Below are 19,318 nucleotides of genomic sequence, written 5' to 3' on the forward strand. Positions count from 1 at the left end.
TATCTCCTGACTGCATCTTATCATGAAATTTCATGACAAGCTACATATCAGGCACATTCGCTTTCAATTCGTCCAGCCAGATTTTCGCATTACCATCACTCGGCGCACGCCAGTCGCCGCGCGGAGAGAGAGCGCCGCCGGAGATCAGCTTTGGTCCATTCGGCACGGCTGAGCGCTTGAACTGCGAGATCGTGAAGAAGCGGAACAGGAACAGCTCCAGCCATTTCCGGATTTCCGGAAGCGTATATTTGTCTTTCCACGCCTGCCATGCCAGGAAGGCCACCTTGGACGGCTTGAGGCCATAGCGCGTAATGTAATAGAGATTGAAATCCTGAAGCTCATAAGGCCCGACCTTGTCCTCGGTCTTCTGGATGACACCCGCCTCGATCGGCACCAATTCGGGCGAGATTTCGCGCTCCAGCACCGATTGCAGGATACGCCCGGTTTTCGCGTCAAACTCCTTTTTCGCCGCCCAGCGGATCAGGTGCTGGATCAGGGTTTTCGGCGCGCCGCAATTGACATTGTAATGGCTCATATGGTCGCCGACGCCATAGGTGCACCAGCCGAGCGCCAGTTCGCTGAGATCACCCGTGCCGACGACAAAACCCTTCTTTTCGCCAGCCAGCCGGAAGAGAAAATCCGTGCGCAAGCCGGCCTGGACGTTCTCGAAATTGACATCGTAAACGCGCTCACCGCGTGAGAACGGATGGCCGATATCCATCAGCATCCGTTTGGCCGCCGGGCGAATATCCAGCACTTCGGCGGAAATTCCCAGTGCTTTCATCAGCTTCATGGCGTCATTGCGCGAACCGGTCGAGGTGCCGAAGCCCGGCATGGTATAGCCGTGGATATTGGCGCGCGGCAGACCCAACCGATCAAATGCCTTGCAGGCCACGATCAGGGCGTGGGTCGAATCCAGACCGCCGGAAATACCGATAACGACATTCTGTGTGTGACTGGTGGCAAGCCGCTGCATCAGGCCGTGGACCTGAATATTGAAGGCTTCGTAGCAGTCTTCATCCAGCCGCTCCGGATCCGTCGGCACGTAGGGGAAGCGCGGCACCTGGCGATGGAAGTCAGTCAAGGTGTGGGGTGTGTAGGAAAAGGTCCGGAACATATCCTGGCTGGCTTTGGAAAAAACGCGAGCATCATTAAAAGTGCCATTTCGTAGCCTGTCTTGCACAATACGATGTACGTCAACATCGGCAAATGTGATGCTGTCCGACATAAAGCGTTCACCTTCTGCCAGCAGATCGCCCAGTTCATAGATCAGAGACTGACCATCCCAAGCGAGGTCTGTGGTGGATTCTCCGGGGCCCGCAGCACTGTATGCATAGGCGCACATCAAACGCTCTGAAGTAGCTGCGCAAAGCCGTTTTCTGGAGCGGGATTTCCCTATTACGACTGGTGATGCGGATAGATTTACAATTATTGTCGCCCCGTTCAGAGCTAGACGGGTTGAAGGCGTAACAGGTGACCAAACGTCCTCACAAATTTCCACACCAAAGCTGAAAGCTTCAAAACCATAGGCCCTGAAAACGGGTACGTTGGAGTCAACAAAGATTGCATACCCCCTTCCTTTGGAATCCTTCAGCATAGGAGTCTCGCCCATTAACTGGGAGCCGGACGCAAAGTACCGCTTTTCATAATATTCACGATAATTTGGAAGGTATGTTTTGGGCGCTATGCCTATGCAATGGCCGCGATGTACAACGGCTGCGCAATTATAAACGGCACCGTTGATGATAAGCGGAACGCCTACCACAAGCACCGATCTTATGTTCTCCGTCTCGACAATAAGGGTTTCGAGGGCATCTTCGCAGCTTTTAAGCAAGAGCTCCTGCGTAAACAAATCATCGATGGCGTAAGCTGAAAGCGATAATTCCGGAAAAACAACCAGATCGGCGCCGGCGTCATCCGCGCGTTTGGCCAGAGATAGATGTTCCGCCAGATTAGCCTGCGGATCGGCGATATGCACCCTCGGTGTTACACAGGCGATACGAACGAAGCCGTGAGAAGCCGGCGAAAAGAAGTTTTGCATTTTTTCGGTCATTTTGGCCAACCCGGATTCAATATTTGTTATTAATGACAGATGATAACGAATTATATAAGAAGAATATCCGGATTTTGCCCGCAAATTTGGTCAATTTGGCCAACGTAATAATTGAATCGATTATTTTAGTTGTATTTGAAACCATTTGACTTTTTTGCGCCCTCTCCCATTTTTTCAAAGCCATGCCCCGTCCCCTCTGATAAGGGAGCGCCATCATGACCGTGACCTTTTCAGATATCGAAGCCGCTGCCGAACGCATAAAGGGCCATGTCGTGCGCACGCCGTGCGCCTTTTCCCAGCGCCTCAGCGCCGCCACGAAGACGAAGCTCTGGCTGAAGGCGGAAAACCAGCAATATACCTCGGCCTTCAAGGAACGCGGCGCGCTCAACAAGCTGCTGCAACTAAGCGCGGATGAACGCCATCGCGGTGTCTTCGCCGCCTCCGCCGGCAATCACGCGCAAGGGGTGGCCTGGCACGCCCAGCGCCTCGGCATCCCCGCCACCATAGTCATGCCGATCGGCACGCCCTTCGTGAAGGTGGAAAAGACGCGCGGCTATGGTGCCGAGGTGGTGATCGAAGGCCACAGCTATGATGAGGCCTCGGTCATCGCGCAGAAACTGTGCGCTGAAAAAGGCGGCGTGTATGTCCATCCGTTCAATGACGAACAGGTTCTGACCGGCCAGGGCACCCTGGTCATGGAAATGCTGGAAGACGTGCCGGAACTGGATGTCATTCTGGTGCCGATCGGTGGCGGCGGTCTGATCGCTGGTGCCGCCATCGCCGCCAAGGCAATGAAGCCGTGGATCAAGATCATCGGCGTCGAAGCCGCCATGTTCCCCTCCTTCACCGCCCGCCGGCGGGGGATGCCAATCCCGATGGGCGGCGCCACGATTGCCGAGGGTATCGCGGTGAAGGAGGTGGGAAACATCAGCTTCACCCTCGCCAATCCGCTGGTCGACGACGTGCTGATCATCGATGAGGCCGATTTCGAGCACGCCATCGCGGCGCTCGCTAATATCGAAAAGACCGTCACCGAAGGCGCCGGCGCCGCCGGCCTGGCTGCCGTGATGCGCTACCCGGAGCGCTTCGAGGGCCTGAATGTCGGCCTGATCCTCTGCGGCGGCAATATCGACCTGCGCCTTCTGGCCTCGGTGCTCCAGCGCGAACTGGTCCGCGAAAAACGCCTTGTCACCTATCGAATCTTAGGCGACGATCGCCCCGGCATGTTATCGCGCATGGCCGATGTCATCTCGCAAAAAGGCGGGAATATCGTCGATGTGGCGCATAACCGCCTGGTGCTCGATGTCCCCGCCAAGGGGGCGGAGTTCGACATCATGGTGGAGACGCAAGGCCCGCGTCATGCCTTTGAAATTTCAGAAGCCCTCAGGAGCACCGGATATGCGCTACGGATGGACTAAAAAAGCCACCATTTTCGCTCTCGCTTTCATTCTTACCGCATGTGGACAAGCCATGGACAAGACAAACGCCCAAACCGTTTCCGAACAGAACTTGCAAAAAGGTCAGGAATTTCTGACCCAGACCGCCAAGGTGCCGGGCGTTTCAGTGCTCCCCTCCGGCGTGATGTATAAGATCATCTCGCGCTCGCCCAATCCCGGCGCACAGCCGACTGTGGCCGATAACGTCACCATCAATTACGAAGGCAAGCTGCTGGATGGTTCGGTTTTTGATTCCTCGTATCAACGGAATGAGCCGGCCAATTTCCCGCTCGGTCGCCTGATCCCGGCGTGGCAGCAGGTCATTCCGCTGATGCATGTCGGCGACGAGATCGTCCTCTACACGCCGCCAACCTCAGCCTATGGCGAGCGCGACCTGGGCGAAATCCCGCCCAATTCGACCCTGATCTTCCGCGTGCAACTGCTGGGGATCAACCAGTAATGCGCCTCGTCTCCATCGCTGCCCTGGCTGGCATCCTTGCCTTGACGGCGTGCGGTCCGTCGCAGGATACTGCGGCCCAGCTTGAAGCCATGCAGGCGTCGGCCGATGCCGCCGCGGCGCAGAACCTGAAGGACGGCGAGGCCTATCTGGCCGATATCGCCAAGCAACCGGGCATCATCAAGCTGCCTTCGGGCGTGATGTACAAGATCGTTTCGCGCAGCCCTAATCCCGGCCCGCAGCCGACAATCAACGACACGGTTAAGATCAATTACGAAGGCAAGCTGCTCAATGGCCATGTCTTCGACTCGTCCTATGCCCGCAATCAGCCGGCCGATTTCCCGCTCTCCCGCCTGGTGCCGGCCTGGCAGGAGGTTATCCCGCTGCTGCATGTCGGCGACGAAGTGACGCTCTATACACCACCCAGCCAAGGCTATGGCGAGCGCGACATGGGCGAGATCCCGCCCAATTCGACCCTGATCTTCCGCATTCAGTTGCTGGGTGTGCAGGGGAAGTAAATGGATTTTCTGCCGGACGTACCTGTCGAATATGTCAGCGCCCGGCTGGAAGCGGCGGGCGGCAATGAGATCGCCAGCGGCAAACTGGCCAGTCCCGAAAGTTCCGCCGCTCTGGCTGTCAACTGCTTTGGCTGGTTCCATGGCCGCCCGGCGCAACGGCCACCTTTTGGCGAACTGCAAGCCGGCTTTCCCGCTCTGGAAGTCGATATCGAATATTGCGCACGCTTCCCGTGGTCTGGGGGTCGTCATCCCTGGCTCGACGCGGCCGTTGTGACGAAAACGCATCTGATTGGCATCGAATCCAAGCGGTTTGAACCCTTCCGCGACAAGAAGGTGGTGTCTCTTTCTGATGCCTATGATCGACCCGTCTGGGGGGATGAGATGGCACCATTTGAAACCATGCGGGATGATCTGCGCAGCGGAAGCCAGCGCTTTGATTATCTGGACGCGGCCCAGTTGGTTAAACACGCATTCGGGCTGGTCACGGATGGGCGTCGAAAGGGTCTGAAGCCCGCCCTTGTCTATCTTTTTCGCCGAGCCAGCGCAGCGCGATGGCAAGATGATCGAAGCTGCGGCTCACGTCCAGCACAGATCAGAAATCGCCAGATTTGCCAAAGCTGTTGATGGCGCGGCCGTGGCATTCCACGCTTTGAGTTATCGTGATTGGTTGATATCATGGCCACTGGCTGACGGTGACCTTATAACTCATCAAAAGGCCATCCTGTCGGCATTTCAACCTTAAGCCCATACCTGTCCTGTTATGGGTGCAGGGTGCAAGCACCCTGCGTCTTACCCTTTAATACGCTTGATCAACGCCGTGGTGCTCGGATCATGCGCGGCGATTTCACTGCCGGTGATGTCCTTCAGCACATTGACACCGAGGGTCTTGCCGAGTTCAACGCCCCACTGATCGAAGCTGTTCAGCCCCATGACGATGCCTTCAACAAAGGTCTTGTGCTCGTACATGGCCAGCAGGGCGCCCAGCGTTTCCGGCGTCAGTTCGTTGAGCAACACCGTGGTTGACGGCTTGTTGCCGGGGCAGACCTTTTGCGGCGCGATCTGGGCGGTCTTGGCGTCATCAAAGCCAAGCTTGCGGCATTCGGCTTCCGAAGTTTCCAGCGACTTGCCGACCATGAAGGCCTCGCCTTGCGCGATGACGTTAGACAGCAGCTTCTGCTGCATGTCGGTCGACGCCTCGGCATTATGCTGCGCAGCAATCAGCTCCAGCGGCACGATGTCTTCCGACTGGTGCAACATCTGGAAGAAGGCGTGCTGGGCGTTGGTGCCTTCATCGCCGAAGACCACCGGGCAGGTCTGCGTATCGAGCAGTTCACCGGTCGGCGAGGTGCGTTTGCCGTTCGATTCCATCTCCAGTTGCTGCAGGAAGGCGGCGAGGCGGCGCAGACGGTGAACATAGGGGATGACGGCGCGAGACGGGCGGCCGAGGCCAATGCGGTTATAGAGTTGGGCGGCGGCCAGCAGGACGGGGGCATTCTTTTCCAGCGGCGCGGTCAGGAAGTGCTGGTCCATCTCATGCGCGCCCTTGAGCAGGCGCTCATAGACGTCGTATCCGGCGGCGATGATGACCGACAGCGAAACGGCCGACCACAGCGAATAACGGCCGCCGACCCAGTCCTTGAAGCCGAAGACGCGATCGGCCGGGATGCCGTAGGCGCCGGTTTTATCAGGTGCGGCGGAGACGGCGGCGAGGTGCTTCTTGGAGGCTTCCTCACCCAGTCCCTTGATCAGCCAGTCGCGCGCGGCCAGGAAGTTGGCCAGGGTTTCCTGGGTGGTGAAGGTCTTGGAAACGGCGATGACCAGGGTTTCGGCCGGATCGAGGCCGGCGGTGGCCAGGGCCAGTTCGGAACCGTCGACATTGGCGACAAAGCGGATATCGATTTGCGGGTTGAGCGGCACCAGGCCGTGCCAGACGAGACGCGGGCCGAGGTCGGAACCGCCGATGCCGATATGGATGATGGTCTTGAAAGGCTTACCGGTAGCGCCGGTGATGGCGCCTGAGCGGATGCCATCGGCATAGGCTTTCATGGCGTCACGGGCGGTCTTGACGTCGGACGTGATCTCCGGCCCGCGCAGTCGCAGGTTTTCCGCGTCGGAATCGCGCAGGGCGACGTGCAGCACGGCGCGGCCTTCGGAAACATTGATTTCCTTGCCCGTCCACATCTTCTCGCGCGCCTCGGTGATGCCGGATTGCGCCACGGCAGCGATGGTGGCCTCGAAACCGGCCTTCGACCAGCTCTGCTTCGACACATCGATGAAGAGCCCGGCGACATTGAGGCTCATGCGCGACAACCGATCCGGATCGGCCGCGAACTGGTCAACGATTTTGAGGTGGGCGTCGGCGGCGGCCTGGGTTTTCAGGGCATCAAGGGTCATGGTCGGCTCCGGTGGTCCATGGTGCGGGAAAGAATTTTGAGCGGACTCCATGTCAAGCTTTTGGCCAGCCGTAAAGCGCTTATTTGCCGCCCGTCCTGAATTGACTTTCGCTGTTTCAGGATTGGTCCCATGCCTATCAGCGCAGCGAAAATACCCCGCCAGACCACGCCCCCTTGCCTTTTAGGGTATCGACCAGGGCCATGATAACCGTAAGACCAATATGCAGCGGCAGGGTCGGCAGCAGCAGGGCCAGGGGCATGTTTCTGACATACATCCAGAGGCGGTTGCGATAGCCGTGAAAAAGCGCGAAATCAGAGCGCACCCCGGTGCTGGCCGAACCGATATGATCGACGCGTGCCGAGGGCACGAAGACGCAGCTTTCGCCGATCAGACTGGCGCGAAAACCGAGATCGACGTCTTCGCAATAGCAAAAGAAATTTTCATCGAAACCACCCAGATATTCGAACAGGTCGCGCCGGATGATGAAGGCCGCGCCGCAGGGCGAAAAGACATGCGCGGGTTTCAGATTCGGCGGCAGAACCTGCCCCAGGCCGGAGCGATAGGGGAAGCCGAAAAAGGTCAGGGCGTCGCCGGCGCCGTCCAGCCGCGAGGTGTCGTCCGCCTGAAATTGCAGGGAGGTAAACAGGCCGATGGTCGGGTAATCGTCAACGGCCTGCTTCATCGCCTTCAGCCAGTCATCGGCTACGAAGGCATCCGGATTGATAAAGCCGAGCCATTGTCCGCGCGCCGCCTTCGCCGCCCGGTTATTGCCCGCCGCATAGCCCAGGTTCTCACCGAACGGCATGAAGACGACCGAAGGAAACTGCGCTTGCAGGGCGTCGAAATCCATGGCTTCCGAGCCATTGTCGGCATGGATGATTTCAACCGTGCGGCCCAGCGCCGTCAAAGCCTTCAGGCAACGCTCAATAGAGGCTTCGCTGTGGTAACTGAGGGTAATGAGGGTGAATTTCGGCGTGTCACTGGGCATGGCCGCCCTCCCATTCCTTCAGAACATCCGCATCGGCTTCGCCGGCGGCTTTTTGCACCCGCAGGCGCGCAAACGCTTCCGGCTCAAGCCCCTGCTTCAAGGCCCAGACCGCGGCACCGCGCACCACCGGATTTTCCTCATCAAGGCTGCGTTCCAATAGCGCGGCCGTCTCCGGATGGCGAGACACACGGAAGTGATTGCCCAGCGCATAATGCACATTGCGCAGGAAGGACTCGCGGCCGATCCGCTTGACCGGCGATTTGGAAAACAGCGCCCGGAAAGACGGATCATCGAGCCCCGCCAGATCGGCCAGTTTCAAACCCTCGAAACCCTCCCGCGTCTGAAGCTTGATATCATGCGTCGCGCTGGCGAACTTGTTCCAAGGACAGACGGCCAAACAATCATCGCAGCCATAGATGCGGTTGCCTATGGCGCGGCGGTATATTTCAGGCCACGGCCCGCGATATTCGATGGTGAGATAGGACAGGCACTTGCGGGCATCCAGCCGATAAGGGCCTTCAAACGCATTGGTCGGGCAAATGTCCAGACAGGCACGGCACGAGCCGCAATGGTCGGGTTCCGGCGCATCCTCGGCAATCACCCGATCCAGAAGAATGACGCCAAGGAACAGCCAAGAACCAAATTCGCGCGACACCAGATTGGTGTGCTTGCCCTGCCAGCCCAGGCCCGCCAGCGCCGCCAGCGGCTTTTCCATCAACGGCGCCGTATCGACAAAGACCTTCAGCTCGCAGCCTGTCTGGCCGACGATCCAGCCCGCCAGTTGTTTGAGCTTCTTCTTGATCAGCTCGTGATAATCGTCGCCGCGCGCATAGACGCTGATATTGGCCGTGTCGGTCTGATCCAGCAAAGCCAGCGGATCGCTGTCGGGGCCGTAATTATAACCCAGCACCAGGGCCGACTGCGCGTCGCTCCACATGTTGCGCGGGTGCCTGCGGCGTTCCAGCGTTTCTTCCATCCAGGTCATCTCGCCGTGAAAGCCGGCCTCGACAAACGCCTGAAGCCGCTCGGACGCCGCCCAGACATCGGGTAAGGCCGCGAAACGTGCCGCGCTGAATCCCAAAACATGCGCCTGCTGCCGGATGGAGGCGGCCAGATCGTCCATGATCAGAAGTCGAGTTCTTTATAGTGGGCCGAGGGCGCCACGCCGGGCAGCTTGTCATTGAGCAGCGGACGGAAACAGGGACGCGACTTGATCACCATGTACCAGGTCTTGAGGTGCGGGTAGCGCGACCAGTTCACTTCATCGAGGTAGTCGAGAATCGACAACTGTCCGGCACAGGCGAAATCGGCATAGGAGATGGTGTGCCCGGCCAGCCAGTTGCGCACGGCCAGCAGGCTTTCAAAATAACGCAGATGGTCTTTCAGCGCGTCGCGGCCGGCCTTCATGGCAGGTATATCGGGCACGCCGCCGCCCATCAGCCGCTTTTCCATCTTTTCGTGCAGCAGCAGGGCATTGACCTCGAAATCGAACTTGCGCTCAAACCAGCCCACCAGGCGGCGCGCCTCGGCGCGTTCGTTGACGTTCTTCGGCCACAGACGGATATCCGGATAGGCTTCTTCGAGGTGCTCCATGATGGCGCGGTCCTCGCAGATACGATGGGTTTGTCCGCCGGAGTCGGGCTCCGGCATTTCCACCAGGATCGGCAGCAGGCCGGAGGGATTCAGGCGCAGGATCGTATCGTCCGGCTCCCAGTAGCGTACCGGGACCTCCTCGAAGGCGAGCTTCTTTTCGCCCAGCGCCAGGCGGACCATGCGCGAATGCGGGTCGAAGGCGAAATGGTAAAGCTGGCGCGAACAGGCGGTCATGGCTTCTCTATGCCTTATTCGCCCCCCGTAAGTCAAAGCCCAGTCAGGTGTCCGCGTCGTGTTCTTCACTGAAAACGCCGGCATGGGCCTCTGCCCGGCCTTTCGGATCGGGATGGATCAGGATATCGGCATTGGGAAAGATATCGAGCAGGCGTTTTTCGGCCGCGATGATGATCTGGTGCGCCGCATCCAGCGACAGGGTCGGCGCCATTTCGACATGGGCCTGGATCTGGATATAGGGTCCGGTCAGCCGTGTGCGCAACTGGTGGACGCCCAGCACGCGCTCGTCATCGGCGATCAGGCCGGCGATGCGCGCCACCTCGCCATCGCCCAGCGCCTTGTCCATCAGGTGGTCGGCGGCCTCCTTCAGCACATTGACCGCGCCCCAGATGAACCACGCCGCCATCAGGAAACCGGCCACCGCATCCATGAAGCCCAGGCCCAAGGTGGCCAGCACCACGCCCGCCAGGGCCACGCCGTTACTGACCAGGTCGGTGACATAGTGCATCCGGTCAGCCGAGACCGCCACCGACTGGCTGCTTTTCAGGGCCAGGTTCTGCACGAAGACCAGCCCCAGGGTGAGGGCCAGAGACAGGATCAGCACGCCGATCGCCAGGCCGGACCGTGCGATCGGCTGCGGATTTTGCAGATTATGGATGCACGACTGCATGACCAGCGCGCCCGAAGCAAAGACAAGCCCTGCCTGGAAGAGGGCGCTGAAGGCTTCGGCCTTGCCGTGGCCGAAGGGGTGTTCCTTGTCCGGCGGCACCTTGGCATAACGCACCGCGCCGAAGGTGATCAGAGAGGCCAGCAGGTCGAGTCCGGAATCGGCCAGGGAGGCCAGGATGGACTGCGAACCCGACAGGTAAAGCGTCACCCCCTTCATCGCCACCATGACGCAGGCCGTGACGACCGACAGGGTGGTGGCCAGCCGCACCAGGCTGTCCGGTGACAAATTGTGCAGGCCGGGGCCTTTGGCGTGAGGCGGTTTGGAAGTCATTGAAATCTGTTAGCACTTCACCGTCGCTCTGCAAAGCCGCACGATCGCCCGCTTCCCGCCCTGATTTGGCCCGGAAGCCGTTGGAGGCTGGCCGGTGGCGTTACGATGAAAAAACATGTTAACAAATCGTAAATCCACCTTTGACTTTGGCGCAAAGGGTGTAAACCTCGCAATAATCAATCTTGATATTTGCCGTGGTTTTTGTTTCGTTTTTTGAGCAGGTAGACATGTCACGAGTCTGGATCAGCCGCACCGAGGCCCTCAAGCGCCTCGAGGTCAAGCCGCAAACCCTCTATGCCTATGTCAGCCGCCAGCGCATCGCCGCCAAGAGCGACCCCACGCATCCGCGCCTCAGCCTCTATGCGCTCGATGATGTCGAGCGCCTGTCACGCCGCGCACCTGGCCGGATATCCAGAGACTCCAGAGCCGATCACGGCGCGCCGCGCCACCATGCCGCCACCAGCCTTTCCGGCGGCACCATCACGCGTGGCGAAGCGGCCATTGATACCGAAGTCGCCATTACCCTGCACGGCCATCACTATGTCCGTGGCCGCGACCTGGTCACGCTTGCCGAAACGGAAAATTTTGAAAACGTGGCGGCGCTTCTGTGGCGCAGCGACAGCCCCAATCCGTTCGGTCCGCTCAAGCCGCGCCCGGATGTCAACTTTCCCGGCGGTCCGCGCACGCGCGTGCTCTCCATGCTCAGCCGCCGCCCGGAAGAAGACGCCCTGGCCGAGATCAAGGCTGAACGCGACCTCGGCACCGAGGCGGCCAGCCTGCTGAACGAGATGTTCGACTCGGTGACCAATGGCGGCCCACGCCTGTTCTTCCACCAGCGCCTGGCGCGTGCCTGGAAGGTCTATGACCTGAAGGACGTTGACCTGCTGCGCCGCGCGCTCGTTCTTTCGGCCGATACCAGCCTCGATGAAGCTACCTTGGCCGTGCGTGTCGCCGCCGCCACCATGGGACCGCTCGCCATTCCGCTGATCGCCGGTTTCGCCACCCTGACCAGTCCGAAACTGGGCGGTCGTATTTCGCGGGCAGAATCCTATGTCACCCAGGTGCGGCGCCACGGCAATCCGCTGGCCCTGGCCAAGGCGCTGCTCGAAAAAGGCCACGAACTGCCAGGCTTCGAAAAAGAACCCTCGCCTTCGGAAACCCTGCGCGCTCGCAACCTGATCGAGGCCGCACCGCACATGGGCGAAGACCTGAAAATGATCCTGCGAGTCGGTGAAGACCTGACCGGCCAGAGCGTCGGCATGTCGCTCGCCACTGGCCCTGATCGGCCGCCATCTCGACCTGCCGCGCGAAGCCCCGATGACGCTTTACGGCCTCGGCCGCAGCGCCGGCTGGCTGGCCCACGCCATCGAGCAGATGCAGACCGGCGCTTCGCCGAAGGCGCGCCTGCGCTATATCGGCATCCATCCGGAAGCCACCGAACCGGTTGAGGGATAATTTCGATTCACTTGGCGTTTAAAGTGCTCTAAGAATTTCCCGATCATATAGGGGTTTCCATGCACTATTTACTCGCGGCGCTGCTGGGTCTGATCGAAGGGCTCACGGAATTCTTACCTGTTTCTTCCACGGCGCACCTGCTGATCGCCGAAAAGCTGATGGCGTTCAATGATCCGGGCGGCAATTTCACCGTCATGATCCAGTTGGGCGCGATTTTGGCCGTGGTCGTGCTCTATTTCGCGCGGCTTTGGAAGGCCGTGATTACCCTGCCGACCTCGGCGGATTCGCGCCGGTTCGCCATCAGCGTTCTTGTGGCCTTCTTTCCGGCGGTGGTGATCGGCGTCATTGTCAAGAAATCGGGCATCCTGGGTGCGCTGTTTGACAATGTGCCGCTGATCTGCGGCGCCCTGATCGTCGGCGGCGTGGCGCTGTGGGCTGTCGATAAATACGCACCAAAGCCAGTGCATCATGATTCGGCGAAGCTCGATATCAAGACCTCGCTGCTGATCGGCCTGTTCCAGTGCCTGGCCATCATTCCCGGCATGTCGCGTTCAGGCTCGACCCTGATCGGCGCCATGGTGGCGAAAGTGGACAAGACGGCCGGGGCCGAATTTTCCTTCTTCCTTGCCATCCCGACCATGCTGGGCGCCTTCGTGGTCGAATTCGCCGACAGCCACAAGGATCTGACTTCCGATCAGTACAGCACTATCGCCATCGGTTTTCTGGTCGCCTTCCTGTCGGCGCTGCTGGTGATCAAGCCGTTTATCAGCTTCGTGCAGAAGCGCGGTTACGGCTTCTTCGCCCTGTGGCGAGTCGTGGTCGGCGTGGGCGGACTGGTGTGGTGGTTCGGTTTCGCGCACTAATCTAATGGGCAACTGTGTTTGAGTGTGGCGCGGATCAGGTGATCTGCGCCATTTCTTTTGTGTGCCAGTTTGAGTTTTTAGCGATCATAGCGTTGAGTGCTGTGATCATCCACCTCGCAATGGCAATGAGGGGGCACTTCTTTTGTTTTCCTCTGCTTGTGAGGGCCTGATAGCGGTCTTTTACGTCGGCTTTTGATCGGCTTGCGGTTACGGCAGCGGCGAAGAGGAGGTGGCGGATGTGGCGCCTTCCGCCCCAGATGGTTCTTTTTCCCCTGAATGTTCCGCTATCCCTTGGATGAGGGGCCAGTCCGGTCAGGCTTGCGATCTGTTTTCGGTTTCTGTGTCCGAGCTCAGGCAAATCCGCGATCAGGGTTGCTGCGGTAACCGGTCCGATGCCTGGCGCACTTTGCAGGCAGACAGAGGCTTTGCGGAAGTCAGAGTTGGCCTCGATCAGTTCGCGGATTACGGCTTCAATGCTGCGGATTTGCTGATCAAGGATGCTGAGCATGTGGTCGAGGCTTTGGCATATCCAGGGATCATTGCAGAACTGATGTCTACGGGTACGTTCCTGCTTGCGCATTTCGACCATCTGCCGGCGCCTGCTGAGATACAGGCTGAGCCTAACCCGTTCGGTCGAGCGAGGTTGTGACGGTGCCGGCTTTAGGGCCTGCGCCATATGGGCCAGCATGGCTGCATCAACGCGGTCTGTCTTGGCGCGTCGGCCTGAGGCTTTAGCAAAGTCTCTGGCGTCTCTGGGGTTTACGCGGACAAAGGCACCCTGACGCCGCTCCAGTTCTGTGTGCAGGGTCTGGTCAACACGGCTTGTAGCTTCGAACACGACAAGACGTTGGGTGTCGAGGCCATCCAGCCAGGCTGTGATGGCATCAGTGTGGTTATCGATCTGAAAGTAACGCGAAGTTTGACTGTCGAAGATGTCGAGTGTCGCTTTGGAAACATCGACGCCAATGGGAAATTGGTGCAAGGTCATGGGGCCTGTCCTTGTCAATACGGGGTCGGTGGCGACCGCCCCCTGGCAACTGTTCAGGTTTGGTGTGAAGCTGCCGGGGACTGAGCCCAGAAACGATCTCTAAGGGATCGGGGTTTGGACAGTCTCCCGGCGGCGATCTTCACAATAGCATACCCACAACAGACAGGGTTTGGGGCCTGCGGGTCCGGACTCATATTTGGGATTCCTTTGAGCCTGCGGATGTGATTCACTTTCTTTGCCAGGAGGTGGATCATGTCTGATTTGTTTTGGTTTTCTGATGAGCAGTGGGCGCGGATCGAGCCTTTGCTACCCAAAGGACGTCCTGGAAAGCCGCGTGTGGACGACCGGCGGGTTTTATCCGGGATTGTTCATGCTTTGAAATCGGGTGGCCGCTGGAGTGATTGTCCGCCAGCCTATGGCCCGAAGAAGACGCTTTACAATCGCTTCGTGCGCTGGGCCGATCAGGGCGTGTGGGAGGCAATTTTCCATGCCCTGGCCGGTCAGGAAGCCTTGCCTGACCGATTGTTCCTCGACGCGACTCTGGTGCGAGCCCACCGCTCAGCCGGCGGTGCAAAAGGGGGCTTTGGCCAATGGTATCGGCCGTACCCAGATCGGACGCCAGAGCAAGATCCACGCTCTATGCGACGCATATGGCAGACCCTGGACGCTCGTCGTAACGCCTGGGAATATTCCCGATGTCGCCGTCGCTCAGCAGTGCATAGGTTCTCTGGCACCGACAGGTGAGTTGGTGGCGGACAAGGGATATGACGCCAACGCCCTGCGTGAATGGCTGGCGGAGCGTGGGACAAAGGCGGTCATCCCGCCTATGCGTCATCGCCGCATCCAGTTCGCCTATGACAAACGTGTCTACAAGCAACGTAACGTAATCGAGCGCATGTTCTGCCGCTTCAAAGATTGGAGGCGAGTGGCCATGCGGTACGACCGAAAGATTGAAACCTTCATCGCAACCATAACCATCGCAGCCATCGTCAACTGGTGGGCAAAATAATATGAGTCCGGACCCACGGACCCCACGCCGCATTAGTTCAGTCACAAATCTCAACGGCATCACCGGGCCCGGCCGTGCGCAGAAAGTCCAGCATGTCCGGCAGAGCCACGGCCACGCAGCCCTCGGTGCCGGAATAATCTTCCCGCGCCAGGTGCATGAATATAGCCGACCCCATGCCGGAAACCGGCGGGTCATCATTATGCCCCAGTACCACGATCACATCATAGACGTGGTCATCCCGCCACAGCTTTTCATGGCTCGGCTGAAAGGGCAGCTTCACATGACGGTTATAAAATGCCGAGGACGGCTCGTCGCACCAGCCGTCATCCGGCGACAAAGGCACCAATTCCAAAGCGGTTTCGGGCGGCGCCAGGCGGTCCGGACGGTAAAAAACAGAACGAATCGGCCAGATTCCCAGCGGAGAGGCGCCATCCCCCTCTCTTTATCGCCCGCGGGGCGAACGCCCCCTTTCCCAATAGCGCAACGCACACTATGTTCGTTGATGTGGAATTGGCCAGCGGCGGCGGCACTAAACTTATTGATCATTTATTTGTCATCGCGGCTTAATCTGATAACGACAAGACTTAAAGTACAGGATCATGGTGCAACAAAAAACCCTGCTGATCGTCGATGACGATGATGAACTGCGCGAAGCCCTGGCGGAACAGCTCGAACTTCATGAAGAATTCAAGGTCATTCAGGCGTCAAACGGCACCGAGGGCCTCAAGCTGGGCAAAAGTGTCAATGCCGACCTGATCCTGCTCGATGTCGATCTGCCCGACATGGACGGCCGTGAAGCCTGCCGCCTGCTGCGCAAGGGCGGGCTGACCACGCCGGTCATCATGCTGACCGGCCAGACCTCGGATTCCGATACCATCCTCGGGCTCGATGCCGGCGCCAATGACTATGTCACCAAGCCGTTTCGCTTTGCCGTGCTGCTGGCGCGTATCCGGGCGCAAGTCCGCTCACACGAGACCAGCGAGGACGCCACCTTCCGCATCGGGCCGTATGAGTTCAAGCCGGCGCTGAAGGTGCTGGTCGATCAGACGCAGAAGAAGACGCGCCTGACGGAAAAGGAAACCAATATCCTGAAGTATCTCTATCGCGCCGGCGGCAAGCCGATCACCCGCGAGGAGCTATTGACCGAGGTCTGGGGTTACAATGCCGGCGTCACTACCCACACGCTGGAAACCCACGTCTATCGTCTGCGCCAGAAGATCGAACCCGATCCCGCCAATGCCCGTTTGTTGATGACGGATGCCGGCGGTTACAGATTGCAGTTTTAGCAGGCAAGGGTCTCGGACCCCTTCACCCCATAAGTTAAGCCGGCGTTGCGAAACGTCGGCTTTTTCGCGTGTGTGATCCAGCTTCGTCCGCCAGCGTATCCTCTGTTAGTGGCCAACAAAGGATTTGCGCATGTTTCTGAAACTCGTCATTGCCAGCGCCATCAGCGCTCTGCTGCTGTCCGCCTGTGCCTCCCTGCCTTCCGATGCCCAGGCGCCCAAAACCGCGACCATCCCCTTAAGCCACTACAGCGGCACCTGGCTGGAGATCGCCCGCCGGCCCATGTGGCTGACCAATGGCTGCGTGGCGGGCTACACGACCTACAGCCCCGGCGCCAAACCGAACGAGATCGCGGTGGAAGATGGCTGCCACAAGGATACGCCGACCGGCAAACTGAAGACGATCAGGGCGCGCGGCGTGCTGACAGATGCCGGCGGCGCCAATGCCAAACTGGAAGCCCACTATCCCCTCTTCATCACGTGGAATTACTGGGTTTTGTATGAATCGCCGGACCATAGCTGGTTTATCAGCGCTGACCCGAAGATGAAGAACCTGTGGATCTACAGCCGCACCGTGCCGACAGTCGAAGCCCGCGCCGTCATGGTCGCCAAGGCCGGGGAACTAGGTTATGACGTTACTAAGCTGGAGTTTCCGGCCTTTTAGGCCGTCTCTTCCGCATCGACATACCAGACGAACCAGATGGCGTCTTCGAGCGTGCCGCCGGACTCGACAAAGCGCGCCACCGGCTCCGGAAACGCCTCTTTGATCTCCCTGACGAAATTAAATTCCGCCTTGAGCAATTGCAGGTCTTGCATGGCGACATTGGCGGCCATTTCGACCTGGGCGTCCCAGGGCAGGATCGGCGGAATCAACTGGCAGGCATCGACCTGTACCCAGTCACATTCGCCGATGGCATCCGGTGTGCGGATTTGCAGTTGGCCGCCGATATTGCGCAGGCCCATGGCACGCGCCGCTTCGATCACTTCCGGCAGGTCGGCAATGCGCCAGGCATATTCGTTATGGCGGAAGTCGGCCTTGGCGAGGATGGCTTCAGGCAGGCGGCTTTCAACTAAATCGGACATCTCATAGCTCGAAAATGGTCTGGATCGGGGCGTGATCGGAGGGCCGCTCCCATTCGCGCACGGTGTCGTGGATTTTGGCGGTGATATCGCCCCCGACCTTCGCCATCAGTCCCGGATTGAGCAGGATGTGATCGAGGCGCAGGCCGCGATTGCTCTTGCGGAAGTCCGCCGCACGATAGCTCCACCAGGTAAATATTTTCTGCGGATCGGGATAGGCGACACGGAAGGGGTCGTGAAACGCACCCGCCCGCATCAGATTGCCAAAAGTCTCGATCTCGACCGGCGTATGGCTGACCACGCGCAGCATCTGGCGGTGGCTCCAGACATCGAATTCGCCCGGTGCGATATTGAGATCGCCACAGATCAGCAGGGGCTTATCCGTGCCACGCCGCTCCAGATCCTCGATCAGGCGTTCATAGAAGGTCAGCTTGTGATCGAACTTGTCATTGCCCTCGCGGTCGGGGAAATCACCACCGGCCGGAATATAAAAATTCCAGATATCGGTGCCGTCTATGCGGATACCCTGGGCGCGGGCCTCGCCACGGCGGCAGAAGGCCGGCGCCGGCAGGGCCTCGAACGGGATTTTCGACACCAGCGCCACACCATGCCAGCCCTTTTGCCCGGCGATGTGAATATGGCTGTAACCCAGCGCCTCGAAAGCCTCGCGCGGGAACTCGTGTTCCTGACACTTGATTTCCTGCATACACAGGATGTCGACATCGGTATCTCTCAGGAACTGTTCGATCTGGGGCAGGCGCAGGCGAACGGAATTGACGTTCCACGAGACAAGACTAAGGCGCATAAACGGACAAACTCTCTACTGTTTCCAATGTCGTCAGGCATTGGCAAGGCCAGGGACCGACCGAGGTCTGCCCTCAAACAGCGAAGCGGTAGGGCTTCGCACGGGCGAGGAGCCCCGCGGTGCCTGAGCGGAAAAAACACAAAAAAACCGATCCGCGCTGACGGATCGGTTTAAAGATTTGGCACATAACACGAAGAGAAAAAAGGGAAAACGCACACCTGGAAGTCCAGGTCGGGAGATAATCCGCCGTTCCATCTCCATGTGTTCAAAATAACACTCTCGCCAAAAATTCACAAGGGAAAAAGTGAAAAAGGCGTTATTTTTTCTTCTGCGGCTTATTTAACACAAATAAATCAGCCTTTTGCGCCGAATCGCGGGTGAAACTGGTCAGTTTCAGGTTCGTGGCGCGGTTTTGCGCATCGGTAATCGTCCATTCGCGCAGGGCCAGTGCGCCGTTCGGCGCCTGGTCGAAGCCCAGCACCACCGAGCCTTCCACCGATTTGCGGCGGTCGCGCGCCTTCAGCGTAAAGCCTTGCGCATTAGAACTGACGGCGGTCACGATCACGCCCTGATCGAAGCGGATTTGACGGGCGAGGAACAGCGACAGCGGCGTTTCGGACAGCGGATACTGATCGAAGGATTGCAGACGCGGATCCCACATGCTGACCGTCTTGCCGTTGGAAACGATCAGCAGCGAAGTGGGGGCGTCATATTCAAAGCGCATCTTGCCAGGGCGGGCCAGATACCAGTTACCCGTGCTTTTGCGTCCGCGATAATCGGTCTGCTCAAAGCGGCCGTGAGCCGTGCCCAAGGCTTGCAGATAATCCGTCGCCTTCTGGATTCGCGCCTTGTCAGCGGCATTGAAACTGGGCGGCGAAATCAGGCCGCTGAACTGGTTCTTGCTGCCTTGGGCCAAGGCCGGTGTAATGGCGGGTGTGGTGACGAGCGCGGCGGCAAGGCCCAGCAAGAGAGTACGTTTGGTAAAATCGGTCATGGTCTACCCATAAAGGCAAAATTCGTAAAAATCCAATGCCTTCAGGAAACATCTCAAGGCGTCATTTTTACGACCTTAAACAGGATGCGCTGAACCCGGCGTGAATGCGGTCGTTAGGCAAAATCGTATACTTTATGCTTGTGCAGAGGCAAAAACCGGCTTTAATGG

19 protein-coding genes and 2 pseudogenes are annotated in these 19,318 nt (G+C 58.9%); 10 read left to right on the forward strand and 11 right to left on the reverse strand.

Annotated elements, in window-relative coordinates; translation table 11 throughout:
- Window positions 1-40 precede the first annotated feature (40 nt).
- Entirely contained in the window at window positions 41-2,053 is a 2,013-nt protein-coding gene (locus NVV72_07625; GenBank protein MCR6659208.1) for an NAD(+) synthase, read from the reverse strand.
- A gap of 215 nt (window positions 2,054-2,268) precedes the next feature.
- On the opposite strand from NVV72_07625, the gene NVV72_07630 reads away from it, so the two are divergent.
- The 4 genes from NVV72_07630 to NVV72_07645 are packed head-to-tail and all read left to right on the forward strand — an operon-like array spanning window position 2,269 to window position 5,088.
- Entirely contained in the window at window positions 2,269-3,471 is a 1,203-nt protein-coding gene (locus tag NVV72_07630) for a threonine ammonia-lyase (protein ID MCR6659209.1), read from the forward strand.
- A 52-nt stretch (window positions 3,472-3,523) separates the two neighbouring features.
- Window positions 3,524-3,949, forward strand: a complete 426-nt coding sequence (locus tag NVV72_07635; protein ID MCR6659210.1) for an FKBP-type peptidyl-prolyl cis-trans isomerase — start codon at window positions 3,524-3,526, stop codon at window positions 3,947-3,949.
- Window positions 3,949-4,464 carry an FKBP-type peptidyl-prolyl cis-trans isomerase gene (locus NVV72_07640; GenBank protein ID MCR6659211.1) on the forward strand — a complete coding sequence of 172 codons (516 nt, stop codon included), beginning with the start codon at window positions 3,949-3,951 and terminating at the stop codon, window positions 4,462-4,464. Before NVV72_07635 ends, NVV72_07640 begins: the two co-directional genes overlap by 1 nt.
- Window positions 4,465-5,088 (forward strand): hypothetical protein, encoded by a 624-nt coding sequence (locus tag NVV72_07645; GenBank protein MCR6659212.1) that lies wholly within the window; start codon window positions 4,465-4,467, stop codon window positions 5,086-5,088.
- A 165-nt stretch (window positions 5,089-5,253) separates the two neighbouring features.
- On the opposite strand, the gene pgi is transcribed toward NVV72_07645, so the two are convergent.
- From pgi to NVV72_07670, 5 genes are all read right to left on the reverse strand, one after another.
- Window positions 5,254-6,858, reverse strand: coding sequence for a glucose-6-phosphate isomerase (gene pgi, locus NVV72_07650; GenBank protein MCR6659213.1), 1,605 nt, complete (start codon window positions 6,856-6,858; stop codon window positions 5,254-5,256).
- A 136-nt stretch (window positions 6,859-6,994) separates the two neighbouring features.
- Entirely contained in the window at window positions 6,995-7,846 is an 852-nt protein-coding gene (locus NVV72_07655; GenBank protein ID MCR6659214.1) for a glycosyltransferase family 2 protein, read from the reverse strand.
- On the reverse strand, window positions 7,836-8,969 hold the full coding sequence (gene queG, locus NVV72_07660; GenBank protein MCR6659215.1) for a tRNA epoxyqueuosine(34) reductase QueG: 1,134 nt from the start codon (window positions 8,967-8,969) through the stop codon (window positions 7,836-7,838). Before queG ends, NVV72_07655 begins: the two co-directional genes overlap by 11 nt.
- Before the next feature lie 2 nt (window positions 8,970-8,971).
- The gene (locus NVV72_07665; protein MCR6659216.1) at window positions 8,972-9,673 is read right to left on the reverse strand and encodes a glutathione S-transferase family protein; all 702 of its coding nucleotides are present in this window, start codon (window positions 9,671-9,673) and stop codon (window positions 8,972-8,974) included.
- A gap of 43 nt (window positions 9,674-9,716) precedes the next feature.
- Complete coding sequence (locus NVV72_07670; protein MCR6659217.1) at window positions 9,717-10,673, reverse strand: cation diffusion facilitator family transporter; 957 nt, start codon at window positions 10,671-10,673, stop codon at window positions 9,717-9,719.
- Between the two features lie 788 nt (window positions 10,674-11,461).
- Between NVV72_07670 and NVV72_07675 the strand changes: the two are divergent.
- From NVV72_07675 to NVV72_07685, 3 genes and pseudogenes are all read left to right on the forward strand, one after another.
- Window positions 11,462-11,812, forward strand: a pseudogene (locus tag NVV72_07675) (citrate synthase).
- Window positions 11,813-11,990: 178 nt separating this feature from the next.
- Window positions 11,991-12,128: a hypothetical protein gene (locus NVV72_07680; GenBank protein ID MCR6659218.1), complete on the forward strand. Its 138-nt coding sequence runs from the start codon at window positions 11,991-11,993 to the stop codon at window positions 12,126-12,128.
- Window positions 12,129-12,187: 59 nt separating this feature from the next.
- Complete coding sequence (locus NVV72_07685; GenBank protein ID MCR6659219.1) at window positions 12,188-12,991, forward strand: undecaprenyl-diphosphate phosphatase; 804 nt, start codon at window positions 12,188-12,190, stop codon at window positions 12,989-12,991.
- A 34-nt stretch (window positions 12,992-13,025) separates the two neighbouring features.
- Here NVV72_07685 and NVV72_07690 read toward each other — a convergent pair whose 3' ends face one another.
- A complete protein-coding gene (locus NVV72_07690) occupies window positions 13,026-13,979 on the reverse strand; it encodes a transposase (GenBank protein ID MCR6659220.1) in 954 nt (317 codons plus the stop codon).
- 252 nt (window positions 13,980-14,231) lie between these two features.
- Between NVV72_07690 and NVV72_07695 the strand changes: the two genes are divergently transcribed.
- Window positions 14,232-14,988 (forward strand): IS5 family transposase gene (locus tag NVV72_07695; GenBank protein ID MCR6659221.1). Its coding sequence is split into 2 segments (ribosomal slippage): window positions 14,232-14,563 and window positions 14,562-14,988, totalling 759 coding nucleotides; the frame shifts between segments, so codons are not numbered across the junction.
- Window positions 14,989-15,025: 37 nt separating this feature from the next.
- Here the strand turns inward: NVV72_07695 and NVV72_07700 are convergent.
- Window positions 15,026-15,534, reverse strand: a pseudogene (locus NVV72_07700) (L,D-transpeptidase family protein).
- A gap of 53 nt (window positions 15,535-15,587) precedes the next feature.
- Between NVV72_07700 and NVV72_07705 the strand changes: the two are divergent.
- Both NVV72_07705 and NVV72_07710 read left to right on the forward strand, forming a co-directional pair.
- A complete protein-coding gene (locus NVV72_07705) occupies window positions 15,588-16,274 on the forward strand; it encodes a response regulator transcription factor (protein MCR6659222.1) in 687 nt (228 codons plus the stop codon).
- A 130-nt stretch (window positions 16,275-16,404) separates the two neighbouring features.
- The gene (locus tag NVV72_07710; protein MCR6659223.1) at window positions 16,405-16,935 is read left to right on the forward strand and encodes a lipocalin family protein; all 531 of its coding nucleotides are present in this window, start codon (window positions 16,405-16,407) and stop codon (window positions 16,933-16,935) included.
- Here NVV72_07710 and NVV72_07715 read toward each other — a convergent pair.
- The 3 genes from NVV72_07715 to NVV72_07725 form a co-directional block, all read right to left on the reverse strand.
- Window positions 16,932-17,354 (reverse strand): hypothetical protein, encoded by a 423-nt coding sequence (locus NVV72_07715; GenBank protein ID MCR6659224.1) that lies wholly within the window; start codon window positions 17,352-17,354, stop codon window positions 16,932-16,934. The genes NVV72_07710 and NVV72_07715 overlap by 4 nt on opposite strands.
- Window position 17,355: 1 nt before the next feature.
- Window positions 17,356-18,156: an exodeoxyribonuclease III gene (gene xth, locus NVV72_07720; protein ID MCR6659225.1), complete on the reverse strand. Its 801-nt coding sequence runs from the start codon at window positions 18,154-18,156 to the stop codon at window positions 17,356-17,358.
- 316 nt (window positions 18,157-18,472) lie between these two features.
- Window positions 18,473-19,150, reverse strand: coding sequence for an outer membrane lipoprotein carrier protein LolA (locus NVV72_07725; protein MCR6659226.1), 678 nt, complete (start codon window positions 19,148-19,150; stop codon window positions 18,473-18,475).
- Between the last annotated feature and the right edge of the window lie 168 nt (window positions 19,151-19,318).

The organism is Asticcacaulis sp. (assembly GCA_024707255.1).
Taxonomy (GTDB): Bacteria; Pseudomonadota; Alphaproteobacteria; order Caulobacterales; family Caulobacteraceae; genus Asticcacaulis.

Coding starts and splice junctions, on each gene's coding strand:
- NVV72_07625 (MCR6659208.1), bottom strand. CDS start 2,053: ATGACCGAAAAAATGCAAAACTTCTTTTCGCCGGCTTCTCACGGCTTC.
- NVV72_07630 (MCR6659209.1), top strand. CDS start 2,269: ATGACCGTGACCTTTTCAGATATCGAAGCCGCTGCCGAACGCATAAAG.
- NVV72_07635 (MCR6659210.1), top strand. CDS start 3,524: ATGGACAAGACAAACGCCCAAACCGTTTCCGAACAGAACTTGCAAAAA.
- NVV72_07640 (MCR6659211.1), top strand. CDS start 3,949: ATGCGCCTCGTCTCCATCGCTGCCCTGGCTGGCATCCTTGCCTTGACG.
- NVV72_07645 (MCR6659212.1), top strand. CDS start 4,465: ATGGATTTTCTGCCGGACGTACCTGTCGAATATGTCAGCGCCCGGCTG.
- pgi (MCR6659213.1), bottom strand. CDS start 6,858: ATGACCCTTGATGCCCTGAAAACCCAGGCCGCCGCCGACGCCCACCTC.
- NVV72_07655 (MCR6659214.1), bottom strand. CDS start 7,846: ATGCCCAGTGACACGCCGAAATTCACCCTCATTACCCTCAGTTACCAC.
- queG (MCR6659215.1), bottom strand. CDS start 8,969: ATGGACGATCTGGCCGCCTCCATCCGGCAGCAGGCGCATGTTTTGGGA.
- NVV72_07665 (MCR6659216.1), bottom strand. CDS start 9,673: ATGACCGCCTGTTCGCGCCAGCTTTACCATTTCGCCTTCGACCCGCAT.
- NVV72_07670 (MCR6659217.1), bottom strand. CDS start 10,673: ATGACTTCCAAACCGCCTCACGCCAAAGGCCCCGGCCTGCACAATTTG.
- NVV72_07680 (MCR6659218.1), top strand. CDS start 11,991: ATGACGCTTTACGGCCTCGGCCGCAGCGCCGGCTGGCTGGCCCACGCC.
- NVV72_07685 (MCR6659219.1), top strand. CDS start 12,188: ATGCACTATTTACTCGCGGCGCTGCTGGGTCTGATCGAAGGGCTCACG.
- NVV72_07690 (MCR6659220.1), bottom strand. CDS start 13,979: ATGACCTTGCACCAATTTCCCATTGGCGTCGATGTTTCCAAAGCGACA.
- NVV72_07705 (MCR6659222.1), top strand. CDS start 15,588: ATGGTGCAACAAAAAACCCTGCTGATCGTCGATGACGATGATGAACTG.
- NVV72_07710 (MCR6659223.1), top strand. CDS start 16,405: ATGTTTCTGAAACTCGTCATTGCCAGCGCCATCAGCGCTCTGCTGCTG.
- NVV72_07715 (MCR6659224.1), bottom strand. CDS start 17,354: ATGTCCGATTTAGTTGAAAGCCGCCTGCCTGAAGCCATCCTCGCCAAG.
- xth (MCR6659225.1), bottom strand. CDS start 18,156: ATGCGCCTTAGTCTTGTCTCGTGGAACGTCAATTCCGTTCGCCTGCGC.
- NVV72_07725 (MCR6659226.1), bottom strand. CDS start 19,150: ATGACCGATTTTACCAAACGTACTCTCTTGCTGGGCCTTGCCGCCGCG.